We start from the raw sequence: 18,072 nt of genomic DNA, 5'->3' as shown, positions 1-18,072 counted from the left end.
CCTCATCAGGTGCCACACGGGTCGCTGGCGTTGATCGAGCGCCATTCGGTGTTGCGGGCCCAGCGGCCGTGCTCGTAGGCCAGCGTGCGGGCGTGGTCGGGCGGCAAGGTGCGACTGACCTGCTCGACCACGCCGCTCATCCGGTCGGCCAGCAGGGCAACCTCGGCGTTCAGCCACAACCGCAACCCGGCCGACAGCTCATCAGCGCCAGCCTCGGCCCCGACTTCCTGGCTGGTGGCTTCAATCTCGCGGATCATGTGGCCGAAGACGGTGTAGGCGGCGTCCTTGAGCACCACGCGGGCGGCCCGCACGGCGTGGCGCGGGTCGCCGTCGAGGATCTTCTCCAGCGACTTGAAGGTGTAGTCGAGCGCGAAGTTCCGATCCACCCAGAGCTGGGCCCACTCGCTGGCCACGCCGATGCGCCAGTCAGCGAAGCGGGCGTCGACCCGGCCCATGGACGGCCGGACCTCACCCGTCAGGCCGGCGGCCTGGGCCTGCTTGGTGTAGGCCGCCCCAATCAGGCACTCCATCGAGACGAGCATGTAGGAGACGGCCGAGTGGAACGGCCGACCAGTCGAATGAGCCGCCACCCAGTCCGGGTCAACGACGCCCGCCACGATGTCCTCGGGGCTGAGCTCGGGCAGCGGCGACAGCAGCAGATCGGTGCGGCCCTGGTAGGCGTAGGTGGCCTTGAGCTCGTCGAAGGTCATCAGCTGGTCGAAGCTGATGTACGTGAAGCGCGTGGGCACGCCGAGCGCCGACAGCGTCCGGATAGCCACGGCGTTCTGCTCGCCGCCGGTCTCCTTGTTGAACCGCTGCAGAATCGAGTCCACCCCGGATTCGACGCCGAACAGGCAGCGCCGCAGGCCGCGGTCGACCAGGCCGCGCCACATGCTGGCGCGTTCGACGTGCCAGGCCTGGTCACGGTCGGGCCGCGTCACCTGGTCGATGCGGCAGCTGGTTTCCCACTTGAAGCCGGCCGTGTGAAGCGTGCCGGCCATCTCCAGCGCCCGGGGTACGGCGTCCTGGCCCCGGCCGATGAACTCCTCGTCGACCAGGTAGAGCGTTCGCGAGAGGTGGGGGTAGCGGTCGTAGACCCGGCCCATTTCGTCCAGCAGCCAGGGAAAGGCTTCCGGGTGGCCGCCGAACCACTGGCCCTTGTGGCCGCGCGGACAGAACGAGCAGTAGTTGGTGCAGCCGCGCGAGCCTTCCGCCTGGCCGACGCCGTGGTGCTCAAAGGTGTCGGGCAGCAGGTCCAGCTCGGGGAAGATGTCGTCCTGGGAGCTGGACACCGGCTTGGCCGTCCGCCGCCGACCAATGGCCAGCGTGCCGGCGCCGCGGGCGGCGCCGTTGTAGCCGATGCCGCGAATGTCCTCGCGCGGGATGTCGCCGTGCCAGTGGGCCAGCACGTCTTGGATGGTGGCCTCACCAGCGCCCCGGGCGATCAGCAGATCGGGGTACTGCTCCAGCAGCAGCGCCTCGTTGCGGGCGGTCAGGCTGCCACCGGCCACCACCAGCGGCGGCTCGGCCAAGCCGTACGCGGCGTCCAGCAGCTCGGTCATGAGGTCGTGCTGCCCGAAGGTGGCCGAGATGCCCAGAATGTCGGGGGCGTCCTGGGCCACGGCCTTGACCAGATCGGCCATGGTGACGCCGAGCTGCATGTCGGCCAGCGTCACCTCGCCCATCAGGGTCGAGCGGCCAGCCCGGGCCACGTCGCTGATGCCCAGCGGAAATCGTGGCAGCGGGAAGTACTCCGGGTGGTACAGCGCTGCCAGCAGCAGCTGCGGCCGGCTGAAGCGGTGGGCGGCGTAGTCGTCCATGACGGCCAGCGACAGCCAGGAGTCCGGCGACTGGAAGTCCAGGTGGTCGGTAACCCAGCTCGGCCAGTGTCGCGAGTCGTGCGGCTGGCCCGACAGGTCGGCCACCACCCACGTCGCGTCCGGCCGCTCGATAAGCACCAGCCGCCGGTCCAAGGTGCCGGTCACCCGGATACGGCCGACCTGGCCCGCCAGGTGGTGGTCGAGGTGCCGCCGCAGCCGGGGCGGCGCGATGAGGAGCCGGGCAGCGCCAGCAACCACGGCGGCCGGGGCTGCGGGCAGCGCCAGCTGGATCGCTTCAGCCAGCCGGTCGACCTGCGGTACGGGTCGCTGCGTGGTGGCGGTGGTCATTCGAGCCTCGTTTCTCCGATATGAGATGCGGGCATGACGGCTCACCTGGCGGGCGAAAGAGCCCGTCCGGGAGGTGGTGGATGGGAAGATCAGGAAGCGGCCGGGGCCGCCACGGTGGTCAGGGTGATCACCGGTCGGGCCTCGATCTGGAGGCACAGGCCGTCCGAGGGCAACGCCAGCAAGATCGCCTCGCCGTGGAGCAGGCCAAGGACGGCCGCGTGGTAGCCGGCCTCGTCGTCCAACCACTCAGTGGCCAGCCGCTCGGCGTGCTCATCCAGCGTCGGGGCCAGCCGCCGAACCGCTCGACGCAGCCAGCGCACGGCCTGACCGGGCGACTCCGCGAAGTGGCGCAGCGGTAGCCCCCCGGTCACCTGCTCGCCGCCGGTCAGGACGAGCACGTACTGGCAGAGGTAGCTACGTCTGGCGGCCGGTGCCCGTAGCAGGGACGCCAGCTGGTCCGGCGCGAGTGGCTCGTGATGCGCAGTCAGCGCGGATGCCAGCGTCATCTACAGTCCCCGCAGTCCGACGAGCGTCTTGGCCACCAGGAGCGACGAGGCCGGATCCTTCTCGAACGGTGAGCGCTGAAGCCCCGTGGCCGGCGTCGCTGGCTCCACCCCGGTCGGCTCCAACAGCAGCTCGGACCAGACGACCTTGCCGCTGGCCGCGGCCGGGGCGTAGTAACCCCACTGGTTGCTCAGATGGGCCACCAGGAAGACACCGCGGCCGTACTCAGCGTCCAGGCCGACCTCCTTGAGCACGGGCGCCTCGGGTTGGTAGTCGTGCACCAGCAACAGCAGACGGGAGCCTTCCAGCCGCAACGTCAGCGTGATGGTGCTGACCGGCGTGGCGGCCGAGTACGGCGCTGGCTCTTCGCCCGGCTGGAGACGACGGATGGCGTTGGTGGTCAGCTCCGAGACGACCAGCTGGGCCGTGTCAATGAGGCTGGACGAGGCTTGCCAGTGCCGCAGGACTGCAACGGTGTGCCGCCGGGCCCACGGCACGGCGTTGGGGGTATCGGCCAGCGCCAATTGGCTGACGCTGGAGCGTGCTTGTGGCATGGGGGTGCCTCCCAGGTGGGAGCTGGAATCAGATCGGCGTAACGCGAAAGGACGATTGGCTCTACCGAACCGCCTCCGGCTGAGCCGGAACAGAGCAGAATTGCGGTGGCAGTGATGCATCCGTGTCGCAAACCCGGGCGTGACCTGGCGGAACGTCACCGACAATCGATTTGGCGCACCAGGAGCGGGAGCCGATGGCAGGCAAGCGGACGCGGTTCATCCAACGGCGCAAGGCCGTTGGCCACACGCAGGAGTCGCTGGCCGAGCTGCTTCAGATTGACCGCACGACGGTGGGGCGATGGGAAAGCGGCCGCAGTGATCCTCAACCCTGGATGAGACCGCAGCTCGCGCGGGCACTCCGGGTCAACGCCGACGGGTTGGCCGCCCTGCTTGGAGCCGAGGCTGACCTCGCGCCCCAGCCCGGCTCAGCTCCGCCAGCCACGCCCGAATCGATCCTGGTGGAGTCGGCGGCCGGACGGCTAGCCACCGACACAACGGCCCTGACGCTGGTGGAAGCCGTAGCGGTCGATGCCGCCGACTCGGCCCTGTTCCTGCGCTTCGCCAGTCAGTCCAATGTGGATGATCTCGTCCTGGAGCAGCTCGACGCCGACATCGCGCGGTTGGCCACCAGCTTCGTGAGCCAGCCGGTCACCACGCTGTTTCGTGAGATCACGACGCTGCGCCGCCTGGTATTCGAGCTCTTGCAGGGCCACCAGCACCCCTACCAGGCAAGTCAGCTGTACCTGGCCGCCGGTCGGCTGTGCGGCCTGGCCACGCACGTAGCACTGGACCTCGGCCAATTCGCTGCCGCCGCCACCCACTCCCGCACGGCCTGGCGCTGCGCCGAATCCGCCGGCCACAACGAGCTGCGCGCCTGGGTGCGGTCCGTCCAGTCCTTGATCGCCTATTGGCAGCAGGACTACCGCCAAGCCGCCGACCTCGCGCAATCCGGCCTGCGCTATGCCGAGGCTGGCACGATCCGAGCTCGGCTCCTCAGTCTGGCGGCGCGAGCGAACGCTGCCTGTGGTGATCGAACGCAAGCTCTATGGGCGGTGGCGGCGGCCCGGGACGCCCGGCACACCACGGTCGTCTCGTCTGAGCTGCCCGGCGTCTTCACCTTCCCCGAGGCCAAGCAGTGGGCCTACGCCGGAACCGCGCTACTGGCCGTCGGCGGCAAGCAACACGTCCAGCAAGCCATCGACGCCTCGTCGCAGGCGATTGCCTTGTACCAAGCCGCACCCGAGGAAGATCAGTCATCCGGTGACCTGCTGGCAGCCCACCTTGACCTGGCTACCGCCCACCTGGCGGGCGGCGACATCGATGGTGTCTGGGACAAGCTGGCGGTAGTACTGGACGCCTCGCCCGAGCGGCGCACGGCCAGCATCTCCAATCGCTTGCAGGCCTTCGGCGTCCGGCTTGGCGAACCTACCTACGCGGGCTCGACGGTTGCCCGTAGCCTTCGGGAAAGTGTCAGGGAGGCGTGCCGTCGCCCCGCCCTTACGAACCCTCCGGAGCTCGCGCAGTGACCAACACCGAGCAGCAGGACGCTGCCGTCACCGATCCGAAGTTGCTGGCTCATGCCGCCTATGGCGACCAGCGGCATCTGGCCGCCAGGCAGTCCATCTACCGGTGGCAGCAGCCGCAGTACGACTTGCCAGGCCTCGTCGTCCAGGAGCTGGTGGGTACAGACGGCCTGGTGCTCGACGTTGGCTGCGGCAACGGGAAGTTCATCAAGCGACTGCGCCAGGATCGCCCCAACCTCGCGGTGGTGGGTCTCGACATCTCGGCCGGCATCCTGGCCGACGTGCCCGGACCGGTGGTGGTGGCGGACGCCCAGGCCTTGCCCTTTGCCGACCAGACGGCCGACGCCGTCCTGGCGATGCACATGCTGTACCACCTGCGGGACATCGAGGCGACGGTCACGGATCTGGCGCGGGTACTCAAACCGGGTGGCGTGGTGCTGGCCTCGACCAACAGTGACAGCGACAAGCGGGAGCTGGATGAGCTATGGCGACGCGCTGCTGGCGACGTTCTCGGTGTCCCGGATGGGCCGACCCGCGTTTCCCTCAGCTCGCGCTTCTCACTGGAGAAGGCACCCGGCTTCCTCAGCTCGGCCTTCGGTGACGTCCGCGTGCGGGAGTTGCCCGGCGTCATCGAGGTCACCGATCCGGCCCCGATCGTGGCGCATCTGGCCTCGTACGAAGCCTGGGCCGAGCAGCTTGGCGTGCCGTTCGCGGAAACCGTTCAGCGGGCCGAGGAGCTGGCGGCTGCCACCATCCAGGATGAGGGCGTCTTCCGCATCACGTGCTTGGGCGGCATCCTCGTCTGTCGCCAGTAGCGCGCCGCTCCCGAGCCATCTAAAGCAATTAGTAGAGCCCCGGCAGCCAAGATGGTTGCTGGGGCTATCTCGTGCGGGTACGCAAGGCAATGGATCGTCCAACAAAGGACATGCACCCGACTCACCCAGCCCGCTTCGGTGGAGCTGGATCAGGGGAATCCTAGCCGCGCCACTGGATGGCCGACTGGCCGGTCAGATGTCCCACTCGCCCTTGCCGCCACCGCGCCACGTCACGAGGTCGGGGTCGTCGAGGTCGAGGTCAGGCAGCCCAGCTCGACGGGCGAACTCGATCACGTCGCTGGCATTGTGGGCCTTGCCGACCATCACGCCCTTGATCTGGACCCGGCGGAACGGTAGTCGGCCTTCGTTGGCCTCGCCCACCACGATGGGCGGCGGGGTCTCATCGCGGCTGTCGTCCATACCAGCAGGATGCGACGGATCAGGAGCGACCGCTCGCCAGCCACCACTTGTCGATCTCTTCATCCACGCGCCGGACGTTATGGACAGCTGCGGTGGAGAGACCCTCGCGGCGGCGAATCCTGACGGGGAGGTCCTCCAGGGCGAGCCGCACTCCGATCCTGGAGCAAGCGATGCCGGGGGCCACTGTCGTAGCGGCCGCCACCGAAGCAGAGATCGAGCGCGCGATCGTGCACCAAGTGCGCTTCGATGCCCTGGTGATCGACCTGACCTGGGTGGACTACCGCGTCGAGCACGACTTCGACGGCCTCGACGTCTTATCCCTCATCCGGGCCTGCGACCGGACTGCCCCCGTGATCTTCGCAGCCCAGGGCCACGGTATGGAGCGCGAGCACTTCCAGGAAGCCATTCAGGCTGCGGCTTACCGCCTCCCCCTGCCAGCCGCCAACGCTGCGGATCAGTTCAAGCCCGACCCCTAGTCGATCTGCGCGTACTTCAGCCGGCCCCGCGGCGGAGCCACGGCGGCGCGCATCGCCGGAGCCATCGCGGCCGGCCGAGCCACCGATGCCGAGTCACTGGCTGCCGCCACGGAGCTGCCCCTCAACACGGTCAACAAGCTAGTGCAGGTACTCGGACCGCTCATCGAAGCCCGAGGCGAGCATGATCCCAACCTGCGCCTGAACGCTCAGGTCGTCTACCGCTGGTGCGGCCAACACTCGTGCTACATCCGTAGCTGGTACCGACGGCACGAGCCGTGAGATGCAAGCAACATGCCCCGGGGATAGCCTGAGTGAAGGGGGAACAAATGGCCGTTTTAAGAGCATGAAATGGAGTCGCGATTTATTCCACGCGAGAAGCCCAGCACTAAACTGGAACAGAGGCAGCAGTTATGTCCGTTCGACGCGAGCGCGTAATCCGCGACCCGGTGTACGGATACGTTACAATACCGCGAAGCCTTGAAGGTGTTCTCGACCATCCGCTAGTCCAACGGCTCCGTCGAGTTTCACAAAACTCCCGGGCGACCAGCGTGTACCCGTCGATGACGGGAACTAGGTTTGAGCACGCCCTAGGAACGATGCATCTAATGCAACTTGCCTGGCAGGCTGTGTGGAGAAATTCTTCCGATGCGGCAAAGAGAGGGCTGATCGCCTCGATCCAACGCGACCGGCCGTCGCTTCATATCTCCGCAGCAAAATTCCCTGAGATCATGACAGATGCTCTCGCCTGCCTAGCCTTTCTGCATGACATCGGGCATCCTCCATTTTCTCACGCATTGGAGCCATTCTATCTGGACAACCTTGGCATAGCCATTCCTGACCGAGACATAACCGACGTCTCATCTACCCTGCCAAACTTCAGCGAGCTCAAACAGCGCTATGGAGGAAAGCAGTTCCACGAGGTAGCAGGTCACGCGCTGGCTGAAGAAATTGTCACCGAAGCCCAGGGGATGGACAATGTTCGCAGAGCTCTCATTCTAAGACTAAATAGGGCTAAAAGCGGCAGTGGGGCACCATGGACACATACTCTCTATGACCTGCTGGACAGCGAAATCGACGTAGACCGCCTTGACTACTTGATGCGCGACGCGCATCGGGCGGGAAGCGAGTTCGGCGCCATTGACTATCAGCGCCTCTTAGCCTCTCTGGAATTCTTTCCTGGAACAGTCCCAGGACAACCCGCCGACAAAAAAGGGGCAGTAGTCCTCGGATTTAGATCGCGGTCTGCTGCCGAGACCCTTCTCGTGCAGCGATTGCAGGCTTATCGCTGGATTCTCTTCCATCCGTGGGTGGTAGCTTCCGACCTCTTCTTGCTACGTGGTCTTCAGATGATGATCGAGCTGGAAGACGTCTCGGAAAGCAACGGTGTACCCGATACAGTGAGGGCCATATTCGCCCAGCTTCGCCCGAATCTCGATTACGTAAGAAAAGGGCAACCCCTCACCGAGCGCGACATCTTCGGTTCACTCACCGACCATGTGTTAGCGGCCACCGGCCGAAACCCAGCAAGGCATGGAGCCACCGCATCAGATCCCGCAGACAGGGCAGCAGCCGAGCCAGCCGCAGCCATGGCCGGCATCGGGGATAAATGGCTCCAAAAAATGCAGGAACAACAGAGGGCCCTGTTTGACGACTCAACAATCCTTGAATGGTTGAAGCGCGGCACGTTAGTCGCCCAAACCCTCCTAGGGCGAGAATCTATACCAGCCCCGGCATCCTTCTATGCAGAGCGACTGGTCGCCTATCAGGCAGCTTGCATTCACCGCAAAAAGAATTTTGTTATCGCCTGGAAGAATTACGAAGAATACCTAAAGGAGGCGGCGGATCTCAAGGGCGAACTTGTTCCGGTTGTTGAGAATGCATGGAAGAAGATCCGATCCGAGGTTTCCAGAATTGGTGCGGCCAACCTTCTTAACCAGTCCGATTACAGTAGCGTGGAGGCCGAGGCCCTGCGAGTAGCCACCGAAGATGCGAGTCCTGTGCAGCTCCTTAATCACGTTGCCCAGTATGTCGTTGGGAAGAATGGATATGCATTTAGCACAATACTAAATGCTAAAGACCGAAATAGACCAGAGCGCGGGTTCTGGGAGGTCACCTATCGAACCTTCAGGGCAGTAACAGAAGGAGATGAGGAAACGCAACTTGTGCGCGATGCGCGGGATGAGGACAAAAGAGATACCCCGATCACAGAACAGGATTTTCACTCTCTTCGCGCATCCAGCCCGCTGGTGGCCTCGCTCGTGGATGCCGCCGAGGAAAGAGTGAAACTCTTTACTTATTTCATTTCTGTGGGAGAATCTAATGAGGGAACTACCGTTAGGCCATCTCCTCAAGAGATTTGCGATAGCTTCCGAAGCTACTTCCCAGATATCGCCCGCCGACTCTACCTTGCTGAAGTAGCTGGCTATTTTGGGCTCACGGGTATAGCCGTGGATTCCTGAGTCATCTCTAGCCCTCTGAGCTCAGGCATAGACCCTAGCCGTAGACCGGCTTCCTGCCCGTTCTCGCGCCCTCGCAGCCCGAGGGTTTGGGCCACGCTGATGACACGTCAGATGGCAACCCTTCAAAGAATGAGGCTGGCTGATCTTTAAAATCTTGCTCTTCCCGCAACGCCGCTGGTCGACTGCGGTTTTCTCGTGGATCACTCGGTGCTTTGGCTCGCAGCTGTTCGGCCCAGGACGCCCGCACGCATCCATGTGATGTCACGTCAAATGCCAGCCTATCTAGCGGAATTTGGTACCTGACCCACCCGATCAGATGGCCAGCTCACGCCGGTGCTGCTGTGGGCTTCAGTATCCCTACGACCGCGGCCATCATGATCATCGCGATCACAGGGGCTGGCGATCAATACCTGCCGCATGATAGCCTTCGCGAAATTTTTCCTTAAGGGGAACCCTTGGATTCCGTGACTGCCGCATATGCTGCCTATCGTGGCCCGCGAGAAGTATACGCCGGGGCCGCGTTTCTGCATGCGCTTTGTGAGGTACTTCTGGATCTTCAAGACGAAGATGCCTTTGCTTTGGCGGAACTCAAAGACCGCGCTATGCATATTTTCCATCAAGATGAATTGGCGGGACCAGCTGCCTTCCCGGATAATCTGGGAGAGAAGGTTGGCAGTCTTATTGTCGCTGGAACCCTGGAACGACTGCCCGGCAACATGGCCAGGGTCACATCTCAGGGCAAGTCATCGCTTGGGCTGTTTAGCCGAGACTACATCGAAAAGAAGGATCGCTATCGAGCCTTCTTTCAGAGATGAAAGGCCCAAATTGAGCTCCTAGATATCTAGGAGCTTTTTATATTGTGCAACATTTGTGCGAAATTGTAAATGGTTCGCCCGCACGGCGTCGTTGAGCACCACCACGCGGCTTCTTCTCGCACGTCTCTCAGCTAGATGCCAGGTGGTGCCTACAGCTCTCGCACCGTCTTTGCACATCGAGCCTCAGCTACACCGAGGCGAGCCAAGCTCATGGACCCACTCGTTCAGGAAGCTAGTCCGCTGAGCAGCCTCCGCCGCGGCACTCAGGTCCGGCCAGCGCTCGAACAGCCCCGTCAGCGGCTCCCAGCCCCGCGCCCAGATCACCGAGACTTCGATGTCCTGGTACTGCCCGTAGTCGATGCCTTCCGAGACGAAGCCGTCCTGTCGGTTGGCCCACTCCCAGTATGGAAACGCTGGTGTCCACCAGGCCACGAAGGGGTCCTTCTTCGAAGAAGGCGTAGCGGCTGACCACAGGACGTCGCCGACCTTGGTTCTGGACCCCGGATTGGTGCGGTAGTAGTCGGTCACCTGGCCGTGATAGGTGGAGACCGAGCAGTAGCGGTCTGGGTGGGCGCTCTCCCGGGCTGGCAGTTCGTGCTGAGCGTTGACCCTGAGCCCGACCACGACCGATGCCAGGACGAGCAGCAGGCCGGCCAGGCGGCGGCTGACGTGACGGCGCGGCGTGCGGGTCCGGCGAAGTGAAGGCGACGCGTTCGGCGCTGGTGTTGGTGGCTGCTGCGGTGGCAAGGGCCGTCGCGGGGGCGGCAGGTTGATGCAGACCGACTTGGAAAAGCCACAAAACTATTGACAATTCAACCTTTTTCGTGCTATACTAGATGTACAGGTTTGAAATTGAAACAATTTCGATCTGTCAAAATCGCACGCCGCCTGACCGCGGCTTTTTGCGACTTTGGAGGGTGGATGCACCATTAGGTGACCACATGGTCGGTACCGTCTCCAAGAGGTACTGCCCCTCATCAGCGCCGGGCTCCCAGTTGTAATAAACGGAGACCCCGCCAATGAGTGACAGTATTCAGCTCGTCAGTAGCGTCGCCCTGCTAGGTGCCGCAATCGCAATTATTATTCGCCTACGCTTTCGCGACCAGCTGACCCGAGACACCAGCCGACTGACCTACCAACTCGAATTCCCGCGTGACCTGACCATCCAGCAGGTGACGGCCTTCGTGCGCGTCCTCGGACGGTTACGGCCGTCCCGTGGCTGGCTCTTTGGCCGGGACAGCGTGGTCTTCGAGGGCATCGGTCTGCCGGGCCGGATCGAGCACCGCCTGCGGTTGCCTCGGTATGAAGCCGATGTGCTGCTCCGGCAGCTGCGCGGCATCGTGCCCGGACTGCGCCCCACCCTCATCGAAGCGCCGGCCTTGCCCAAGGCCACCTGGCTCCGGCGCATTGGCCTGACCACGCTCCTCCGCCCGCTGCGGACGGAGGTGGCCAAGACCTTTGCCGTCGGACTCATCAACACGCTTCAGCCCGTGTTCCCCGACGAGACGCTGGTCTACCAGCTCGTCGTGTTCCCCGTCCGTACTCCCACGTCGCGGGACGCTGTTCGGTCTGACGCGCAGCTGCTGCCGCCCTGGCTGCACCGCCTGGGTCAGCTGCTCACCGCCGCCCCGCCGGCCGTCATCGACAACCAGGACCTGACCGCCTTCCGTGCCAAGACTGCCGAACCCTGGTTCGGCGTCCACGGCACCGTGGGAGCAGTTGCCCCGGCGCAAGCCGGCGCGCACCTGCTCGTCGGCCGGGTCATGGCCACGCTCCACCTGTTAGATCAGGAGGGTGCCTCTTTGGTGCCGCGGTGGCTGCCGCAGCGCGCGGCCGACTGGCTCACCCGAGGGGCGACCAGCCGACCGCTGTCTGGCCCGATCTACGGCAACGCGCTGGAGACCGCCACCATGCTGGCCTGGCCACTGGGCGGCCCGACGGTTCCAGGCTTGGCGTTGAACGGCGGCCGAGTCTTCCCGCCGACCGTCGAGGTGCCCTCAACCGGTCGCCTCCTGGGCACTGCTGCCTACGACGGCTTGCAGCGGCCCGTGGCCGTACCGCCCGCGGGTGCCTTGATGCACCAGCTGGTCACCGGCTCCACCGGCACCGGTAAGAGCACGTTGTTGCTGAACCAGATCACCCAGGACATGCGGGCCGGCCGCGCCGTGGTCGTCATCGACCCCGGTGGCGACCTGGCCCGCGACGTCGTCGACCGCGTGCCGGCTCATCGCGTCCGCGACCTGATCTACCTTGACGCCGCCAGCGACCAGCCCGTGGGGCTCAACCCCTTGGACTGTGCACCTGCCGACGCCGAACTCGTGGCCGACCAGGTGCTCGAACTTGTCCACGATCAAGCGGAAGGCTGGGGGCCACGCCTCCAAGAAATCCTGAAGAACGCCTTGGTGCTGCTCGCAGCCACCCCTGGCATGACGCTGGTGGAGGTGCCGGCCGTGCTCACGGATCGCCAGTTCCGGGCCTCGCTGCTCCACCGTCTCGACCCCGGCTTCACTCCCACGGTCGGAGCATTCTTCAGCCGCTTCGATGACTGGACCGACGGTGAACGCGACCAGGCGGTCTCAGCCGTGCTCAACAAGGTTTCTCCGCTGACCGACCGCCGCCAGCTGCGCGCCATCGTCGGTCAAGCGAAACCGAGTTGGTCCGTCCAGGAGGTGATCGACCACCGCAAGATCCTGGTGGTGGGCCTGCCGTCCGGCCAGATCGGCTCGCCGGCCGCGGATCTGCTCGGTGGCCTGGTCATGCATATGGTCTGGAACGCCGCGCTCCGGCGTACCGCCATGGCCCGCGAGGAGCGCGAGCAGACGGCCCTGTACATCGATGAGGTCGCTCGCTTCCTGCGCAGCGGGGCCAACCTGGCCGACATGCTGGCCCGCGCCCGCGGCCATGCCCTTGGCCTGGTCGCTGCCCTCCAGCACCTGGGCCAGGCTCCCACCGCGCTACGGAAGGCCTTGCTCAGCGAGGCCCGCACGAGGGTCGCGTTCCAGGCCGGCCCTGACGACGCGGCGATGCTGGCCCGAACCTTCGGCCCTCCGGTTGAGCCGGAAGACCTGCTCGCTCTCGATGCCCACACCGCCCTGGCGTCCATCGTCGCGGACAGCAAGGTCACCCCGGCCGTCACCATCGCCACCAGTCCGCCGCCGAGGCCCACTGGGTACGGAGACGCCGCTCGGGCTGCCTCCCAGGCGGCCTACGGTCGAGCGCTGGCAGATGTCGAGCAGGAAACCGCGGCGCGGCAAACGGTTGCACCGGCCTTACGGCAGCGCTGGGTGCCAACCGGCTCGCGGTAGCGCCTGTCCCTGGGCCTGTCCCAACCTCTCCGGGGTTTGACCCGCAGCCCTATCTGTTGAGCCCGTCCCAACTGCGTATTACATATATACCCCCTCTTTTTCATTTTTATCAATTCTCTAAGGTGGAGATAGACGCTATAGCTTTCACTTCAACCAAACCCCTGTTTCTCTCGTACGCAAGCCAGCTGGCCGCCAGTCTGACACCACGCGAAGAGGCCGTACTCGTTGCCATTGGGCACACCCGCGTAGCCACCGCTGACCAGGTATCCCGAGCAGTCTTCGGTGGAGAAACCCCAGAGACTTCGCGCCGGCTGGCCCATCGGCATCTTCAGCGTCTGATGGATTCGGGCCTGGTTCGCCGGTACCCCAACGTCGCCCCGGTCAGAAAAGGCGGTCGGCCAGGATTCATCCACGTACTCACGCCAAGCGCTCTTCGCATCATTGGGCGCACGAGCAGCCCTGGCATCTCTCAGCGTAAAACCTGGCATCCGGGCCCATCCAAGCTGGCTCATTGGCTCGCCATTGGTGAGATCTATGTTCGCCTGGTGGAGGCCCAACGAGCTGACCTCAGTCTGTCTATCCAGGAGTTCGCCGCCGAAGCCGATGCCAAGCGAATCCACCGCAACGCTGCTGGCCGCTTGCGCGTCCTGCGTCCTGATGTCTATGTGCGGCTCTTCCATGATGGCCAGGACTTGTCTTGGTTCATCGAGATCGACCGCGACACCGAGGGCTTACGCAAGATTGACCAGAAGTGTCGCGCCTATCGTGCCTACGAGCTAACCGACATCGAGTACCAGCAGCACGGTGTCTTCCCCGGCGTCTTGTTTATCGTGCCCGACGAGCAACGCAAGCAGGCCATCGCCCGGGTCATCACCGCCCAGCCGGATGATGCCCGTGGACTCTTCCTGGTCGCCACGGCGGCCGACGCCATAACAACCCTACGCAGCCCCGAATTTTAGTAGACCTCGTCCATAACGTCCGCCCGTAGGTGTGCCCTACGAGAAAGGAGGCTGTGTGCCCAAAACACTCATGCCCGCCCCGAAAGGTAAGGACTTTGACGCTGAGAACCAGCCTCACGCAACAGACGTCGGCGCTTACGTCTACGACCACAAGACACTGTGCCCCAAGTGCACCCGCGAGATCGTCGTGCCGATGTACCGGCTTACGGACTCCCATATTTCTACGGAGAGCCTGCTGAATGAAGCGGCGGCCAAGGCAGGCATCGACCGCTTCAAGGAGAGCACCTTCACGTCGCGGGAGTTCCCTCATGTCATCTACGCCACTGACGTCATCCCCGGATTCGACTACTGCTTCGTCTGTAGCCGCAAACTCTGACCCTCGCCTGGATGGGCGCCCACTCGACCGGCCGTTGCCCGGAAGCCGGCCGGTCGGGCGGGCGCCTGCCCGAAGGGCTTGGCACTGAGCCTCACCGCTGAAATCAGTGCTTGTTCATCTGTTCGGAAGGGAGTCAGCCATGTCTGAGCTGACCACCGAGAAGCTGCGGACCCTTGAGCCGCACGACCTGGCCGCGCTGCTGCCGGCCCCTGTTCAGATTGGCGACCGCACCGGGATGGTGCTGCGGCTGGCCGACACCGAGCTGGTCGAGCTGTACCTCGCCGGAACCATCAGCTTCGTCAGCACCAAGGTGCTGGAGGTTGAGCCTGTCACCGAGCCGGTGCTCCTGGAGGAGACGCTGCGCAACGCCGTGGAGGCGCTGACCATCTGCCGCCGGGTGTCCATCGAGGCACACGCCGAGAAGCTGGCCGCCATCCGCCAGTACGCCATCGACCGGATGGAGCAGGGGGTCATCTGCCAGCAGGGGTTGGATGCTTTCCTGGCCGAGTTCGGCCTCAAGTCGTACAGTCGCCGCACCAAGATCACCTACACGATCTTCGGGTCGTACGAGGTCGATACCAGCCCTGAAGCGGCTGAGCGGGACGCCAAGAACACCATCCGCCCTGACCTGTCGGGTATCTACGAGCTGGACGACGAGACGGCCGGCTACCAATTCTTTGTCGTCAGGGCTGACCCGCGGTAGCGGCTGACTCCACCCAACCCCCGGAGCCCGTGCCCACCAGCATGGGCTCGCCCTACTTGGGCCGAACGGGGGCGAAAACGTCGGAGGCATGGACGCGCCGGGGTCCCTTATCGCCAAGAAAGCTCACAGGGGCACCAGAGCTCCCCTGATGGCTTCCAGGAGACTTTCCTGCAGTCGAGAATTCGCGGCACTGAGACTTTCGTAAGCATCGACGAACTTGTCCGGGTCGAATTTGACGTTCGGATGTCCTTCCTGAAACCTTCGATCATACCGCGGAGTCAGAGCATTCACCGTCGAATCCCATTCCCATTTGACATCCCCGGTGGCCTTGAAGCATTCGGATCGGCGATCCTCCGGCAGGGCTCCGAGCGCGCCAAGCAGATTGAGGCAGAAGCGGACTGAGGAGATCGCCGAGTTGACAGCCTCATCAGCGTGAGCGATACCTCTGGACTCAATCCAGGCCGTTTTCCCTACAAGCTCCGCGTGAGTGCTGATTGTAACCGCCCCACGTTCCAACGATTCGATGATCCCCAGGATTCGATCGCGCAGTCTTTCCCTGTACCTCCGATCACTTTCGAGTTTACTTTTGACCGCCTCGGTATCGCGCTGAAGATCAGCCGTGCGACTTGTAAGGAACTCCTGAAACTTCTCACTGTTGCGCCGAAATCTATTACCCAGGATTGCAACAGAAACTGAAGCGGCGGCGGCAACGCACGCCGCCAACAGCGTTGCAAATGCCTTCGGATCGCCAACAAGATCGGAGGCCAGTGCGGATGTCAACGTCACCCTTCTTTCCTAAAGGGCAGAGTCGCTACATGTAAGCACCCGAATGGGTTGTTCTATCCGGTCCGCCGCCGAACGTCCACCCGGCCAGCCCAGGGCATCCCGCCCTTTAGCTGGCCAGGCGGGCGTTTGCCCGGGGCTACTGAGTGCTGAGCCCAACTTCAAATCAGCGCTTGCACCTTCAGCGTGAAGGAGGGTCAGCCATGACTGACCTGACCGTTCAGATCATGTGCGAGCTTGCCCCGCAGGATCTGGCCGCCATGCTGCCCGCGGTCGTCCAGCTGGGCGACCGCGCTGGCGTCATCCTGCGCCAGGTCGACGCTGCCCACGTCGAGCTGTACCACGCCGCGCAGATCACCCACGTGGCCGTGGCGGCCCTGGACGTCGAGCCCGTCGCCGATCCGGCCACCCAGGCCGCGGCCCTGACGGAAGCCGTCGAAGCCCTGACCATCTGCCGACGGGTCGCCTTCGAGGCTCATGCCGAGCAGCGCCAGGCGCACGATCTCCAGCTGAGCGCCATCCGCCAGTACGCCATCCAGCGGCACGAGGAGGGCGACATCTGCCGTGAAGGGTTGGACCGCTTCCTGGATGAGTTCGAGTTCGAGCCGTACGTCACCCGGGTTCGGGTCGACTACACCATCTCGGGTTCCTACGAGGTGGAAGGCCACGATGCTGGCTTCGCCGAGGAAGACGCCCAGGGCTACCTGCAGCCCGAGCTGTCGAGCCTGGACGACGTGGTCGACGAGTCGTCGACCTACGACGTCACCATCGTCGACATCAGCGAGCTGTAGGCCGTCATGGACCTGTTGCTGCGCATCACCTTCGCTTCGGGCTGCCCGGAGCTGGACATCGAGCTGGCCCGCCACTGGCTGGCCGAGCAGATCCAGTTCTTCACCGGCCTGACGGTCGCCGGCTATGCCGACGTCGTCCACCCGGCCAGCACGTTCGAGGTCTCGGCGCTGGCGTACGTCGACGCCGAGTAGAACCGCACCTTCTCAAGCCGCAGTTCGGGAGTCCACCACCAGGTGGGCTCCCGTTCTCATGCCTTCGGGCAGAGAGGACGGCAGCCATGTCTGCCAATGTGGAATCGATGTTCTCGGTCAGGGAGATGCCCTGGCACCGGGAGGGGCTGGTCCTGGACCAGCACCCGACGACCTGGGACGAAGCCCGCCGGTTGGCCGGCCTCACCTGGGACCCGATCACCGAAGCCGTGTACGAGCTGGTCAGCATCGACGGGCACGGTCAGCCGCTGTACCGGCCCATCGAGGGCTGGCAGCGCATCGCCCGCTCCGACACCAGCGCCACGCTGTGGATCAACCGCGAGAGCTACACCGTGATCGACCACGGCGAGATGGGCGAGATCGTCGAGGCCGTCCTGGCCCAGCCCAACGTCACCTGGGAAACCGCCGGCGTCCTCGACGAGGGCCGCTCGGTCTGGTGCCTGGCCCTGCTCGATGAGCCGATCCAGCTGCCGGGCGACGCGTCCCCGACGCTGCCGTACCTGGCCATCACGAACCGGCACGGCCAACCGGGCGGCTGCACGCTGCGAGCCACCGCGGTGCGCATCGTCTGCGCCAACACCTTCCGGGCCGCCGAACTGGAAGGCGACCGAACCGGCACCACCTTCTCCTTCATTCACAAGCCGGGCTGGCGCAACCGCGTGGCCCAGGCCCGCGAGGCCGTGACCGGCGCTCGTCAGGAGATGCGGGCCTACGAGGCGCTGGCGACCGAACTGCTCGGCATCCGCGTCACGGCCCAGCAGCGCGAGCGGTTCGTGCGGGCCTTCATCCCCTCGCCTCCCGCGGGGTTGGTGACGGACCGGGTCGCCCGGAACGTGGAGGAGGCCCGTGAGGCCGTTCGCTCCATCCTGACCTCACCGACCACCGAGCCGGTGGCCCACACCGCGTATGGCCTCGTTCAAGCAGCCGGCGAGTACCTGGACCACATCCGGCGGTCCCGGACCTGGGAGACGAAGCTCAACCGGACGCTGATCAAGCCCGAGCCGCTGAAGGCGCAGGCGCTGAAGCTCGTGCGGGAGGTGGTCGCAGCCTGATCCCGTAACTCTGTTCACCGCCCGGATTGGCTCATGCCAATCCGGGCTTGCTCTCTCATCCATCTATTGATCCGAAACGCTAAATTTCCGGGATTTCGGTGATGTAGCGGACGTGCGGGCCGTGGAAGTAGCCGCGGACGATGTGCGGCTGCTTCTGTC

General features: G+C 64.5%; 18 protein-coding genes. 12 read left to right on the top strand and 6 right to left on the bottom strand.

Annotation, left to right across the window (positions count from 1 at the left end; genetic code table 11):
• Positions 1 to 5 precede the first annotated feature (5 nt).
• From ACZ6NC_RS20820 to ACZ6NC_RS20810, 3 genes are all read right to left on the bottom strand, one after another.
• Complete coding sequence (locus ACZ6NC_RS20820) at positions 6 to 2,168, bottom strand: B12-binding domain-containing radical SAM protein (protein WP_465734808.1); 2,163 nt, start codon at positions 2,166 to 2,168, stop codon at positions 6 to 8.
• Between the two features lie 89 nt (positions 2,169 to 2,257).
• Complete coding sequence (locus tag ACZ6NC_RS20815) at positions 2,258 to 2,674, bottom strand: hypothetical protein (protein ID WP_465734807.1); 417 nt, start codon at positions 2,672 to 2,674, stop codon at positions 2,258 to 2,260.
• A complete protein-coding gene (locus tag ACZ6NC_RS20810) occupies positions 2,675 to 3,226 on the bottom strand; it encodes an ATP-binding protein (RefSeq protein ID WP_465734805.1) in 552 nt (183 codons plus the stop codon).
• A gap of 194 nt (positions 3,227 to 3,420) precedes the next feature.
• On the opposite strand from ACZ6NC_RS20810, the gene ACZ6NC_RS20805 reads away from it, so the two are divergent.
• A complete protein-coding gene (locus ACZ6NC_RS20805; protein ID WP_465734803.1) occupies positions 3,421 to 4,752 on the top strand; it encodes a helix-turn-helix transcriptional regulator in 1,332 nt (443 codons plus the stop codon).
• Entirely contained in the window at positions 4,749 to 5,564 is an 816-nt protein-coding gene (locus ACZ6NC_RS20800) for a class I SAM-dependent methyltransferase (RefSeq protein ID WP_465734801.1), read from the top strand. Before ACZ6NC_RS20805 ends, ACZ6NC_RS20800 begins: the two co-directional genes overlap by 4 nt.
• A gap of 192 nt (positions 5,565 to 5,756) precedes the next feature.
• Here the strand turns inward: ACZ6NC_RS20800 and ACZ6NC_RS20795 are convergent, their stop codons facing one another.
• Positions 5,757 to 5,984, bottom strand: coding sequence for a hypothetical protein (locus ACZ6NC_RS20795; protein WP_465734799.1), 228 nt, complete (start codon positions 5,982 to 5,984; stop codon positions 5,757 to 5,759).
• A 170-nt stretch (positions 5,985 to 6,154) separates the two neighbouring features.
• Here ACZ6NC_RS20795 and ACZ6NC_RS20790 point away from each other — a divergent pair, with 170 nt between their 5' ends.
• The 3 genes from ACZ6NC_RS20790 (at position 6,155) to ACZ6NC_RS20780 (ending at position 9,734) form a co-directional block, all read left to right on the top strand.
• Positions 6,155 to 6,460, top strand: a complete 306-nt coding sequence (locus tag ACZ6NC_RS20790; RefSeq protein ID WP_465734797.1) for a hypothetical protein — start codon at positions 6,155 to 6,157, stop codon at positions 6,458 to 6,460.
• 605 nt (positions 6,461 to 7,065) lie between these two features.
• Positions 7,066 to 8,919 carry an HD domain-containing protein gene (locus ACZ6NC_RS20785; RefSeq protein ID WP_465734795.1) on the top strand — a complete coding sequence of 618 codons (1,854 nt, stop codon included), beginning with the start codon at positions 7,066 to 7,068 and terminating at the stop codon, positions 8,917 to 8,919.
• A gap of 464 nt (positions 8,920 to 9,383) precedes the next feature.
• Positions 9,384 to 9,734 carry a hypothetical protein gene (locus ACZ6NC_RS20780; protein ID WP_465734793.1) on the top strand — a complete coding sequence of 117 codons (351 nt, stop codon included), beginning with the start codon at positions 9,384 to 9,386 and terminating at the stop codon, positions 9,732 to 9,734.
• A gap of 183 nt (positions 9,735 to 9,917) precedes the next feature.
• Here the strand turns inward: ACZ6NC_RS20780 and ACZ6NC_RS20775 are convergent, their stop codons facing one another.
• A complete protein-coding gene (locus tag ACZ6NC_RS20775) occupies positions 9,918 to 10,262 on the bottom strand; it encodes a hypothetical protein (RefSeq protein ID WP_465734791.1) in 345 nt (114 codons plus the stop codon).
• 491 nt (positions 10,263 to 10,753) lie between these two features.
• On the opposite strand from ACZ6NC_RS20775, the gene ACZ6NC_RS20770 reads away from it, so the two are divergent.
• The 4 genes from ACZ6NC_RS20770 to ACZ6NC_RS20755 all read left to right on the top strand — a co-directional run bounded on the left by ACZ6NC_RS20770 (position 10,754) and on the right by ACZ6NC_RS20755 (position 15,077).
• Complete coding sequence (locus tag ACZ6NC_RS20770) at positions 10,754 to 13,039, top strand: type IV secretory system conjugative DNA transfer family protein (RefSeq protein WP_465734789.1); 2,286 nt, start codon at positions 10,754 to 10,756, stop codon at positions 13,037 to 13,039.
• Positions 13,040 to 13,161: 122 nt separating this feature from the next.
• Complete coding sequence (locus ACZ6NC_RS20765) at positions 13,162 to 13,998, top strand: replication-relaxation family protein (RefSeq protein WP_465734787.1); 837 nt, start codon at positions 13,162 to 13,164, stop codon at positions 13,996 to 13,998.
• Between the two features lie 55 nt (positions 13,999 to 14,053).
• Positions 14,054 to 14,374, top strand: coding sequence for a hypothetical protein (locus tag ACZ6NC_RS20760; protein ID WP_465734785.1), 321 nt, complete (start codon positions 14,054 to 14,056; stop codon positions 14,372 to 14,374).
• Between the two features lie 139 nt (positions 14,375 to 14,513).
• Positions 14,514 to 15,077, top strand: a complete 564-nt coding sequence (locus ACZ6NC_RS20755) for a hypothetical protein (protein ID WP_465734783.1) — start codon at positions 14,514 to 14,516, stop codon at positions 15,075 to 15,077.
• A gap of 123 nt (positions 15,078 to 15,200) precedes the next feature.
• Here ACZ6NC_RS20755 and ACZ6NC_RS20750 read toward each other — a convergent pair whose 3' ends face one another.
• Positions 15,201 to 15,863, bottom strand: coding sequence for a hypothetical protein (locus tag ACZ6NC_RS20750; RefSeq protein WP_465734781.1), 663 nt, complete (start codon positions 15,861 to 15,863; stop codon positions 15,201 to 15,203).
• 200 nt (positions 15,864 to 16,063) lie between these two features.
• Here ACZ6NC_RS20750 and ACZ6NC_RS20745 point away from each other — a divergent pair, with 200 nt between their 5' ends.
• The 3 genes from ACZ6NC_RS20745 to ACZ6NC_RS20735 all read left to right on the top strand — a co-directional run bounded on the left by ACZ6NC_RS20745 (position 16,064) and on the right by ACZ6NC_RS20735 (position 17,913).
• Positions 16,064 to 16,651 carry a hypothetical protein gene (locus ACZ6NC_RS20745; protein ID WP_465734780.1) on the top strand — a complete coding sequence of 196 codons (588 nt, stop codon included), beginning with the start codon at positions 16,064 to 16,066 and terminating at the stop codon, positions 16,649 to 16,651.
• Positions 16,652 to 16,657: 6 nt separating this feature from the next.
• On the top strand, positions 16,658 to 16,843 hold the full coding sequence (locus tag ACZ6NC_RS20740) for a hypothetical protein (protein ID WP_465734778.1): 186 nt from the start codon (positions 16,658 to 16,660) through the stop codon (positions 16,841 to 16,843).
• 86 nt (positions 16,844 to 16,929) lie between these two features.
• Complete coding sequence (locus tag ACZ6NC_RS20735) at positions 16,930 to 17,913, top strand: DUF932 domain-containing protein (RefSeq protein WP_465734776.1); 984 nt, start codon at positions 16,930 to 16,932, stop codon at positions 17,911 to 17,913.
• The last annotated feature ends 159 nt before the right edge of the window (positions 17,914 to 18,072 follow it).

It is taken from the genome of Kitasatospora sp. NPDC041988 (assembly GCF_055588525.1).
This window is presented reverse-complemented; position numbering and strand designations above follow the sequence as displayed.

Bases quoted from the DNA above. Each gene is read 5' to 3' on its own strand.
- ACZ6NC_RS20795 (WP_465734799.1), bottom strand. From the start codon at position 5,984: ATGGACGACAGCCGCGATGAGACCCCGCCGCCCATCGTGGTGGGCGAG.
- ACZ6NC_RS20735 (WP_465734776.1), top strand. From the start codon at position 16,930: ATGTCTGCCAATGTGGAATCGATGTTCTCGGTCAGGGAGATGCCCTGG.
- ACZ6NC_RS20740 (WP_465734778.1), top strand. From the start codon at position 16,658: ATGGACCTGTTGCTGCGCATCACCTTCGCTTCGGGCTGCCCGGAGCTG.
- ACZ6NC_RS20805 (WP_465734803.1), top strand. From the start codon at position 3,421: ATGGCAGGCAAGCGGACGCGGTTCATCCAACGGCGCAAGGCCGTTGGC.
- ACZ6NC_RS20785 (WP_465734795.1), top strand. From the start codon at position 7,066: ATGCAACTTGCCTGGCAGGCTGTGTGGAGAAATTCTTCCGATGCGGCA.
- ACZ6NC_RS20770 (WP_465734789.1), top strand. From the start codon at position 10,754: ATGAGTGACAGTATTCAGCTCGTCAGTAGCGTCGCCCTGCTAGGTGCC.
- ACZ6NC_RS20790 (WP_465734797.1), top strand. From the start codon at position 6,155: ATGCCGGGGGCCACTGTCGTAGCGGCCGCCACCGAAGCAGAGATCGAG.
- ACZ6NC_RS20820 (WP_465734808.1), bottom strand. From the start codon at position 2,168: ATGACCACCGCCACCACGCAGCGACCCGTACCGCAGGTCGACCGGCTG.
- ACZ6NC_RS20755 (WP_465734783.1), top strand. From the start codon at position 14,514: ATGTCTGAGCTGACCACCGAGAAGCTGCGGACCCTTGAGCCGCACGAC.
- ACZ6NC_RS20810 (WP_465734805.1), bottom strand. From the start codon at position 3,226: ATGCCACAAGCACGCTCCAGCGTCAGCCAATTGGCGCTGGCCGATACC.
- ACZ6NC_RS20815 (WP_465734807.1), bottom strand. From the start codon at position 2,674: ATGACGCTGGCATCCGCGCTGACTGCGCATCACGAGCCACTCGCGCCG.
- ACZ6NC_RS20745 (WP_465734780.1), top strand. From the start codon at position 16,064: ATGACTGACCTGACCGTTCAGATCATGTGCGAGCTTGCCCCGCAGGAT.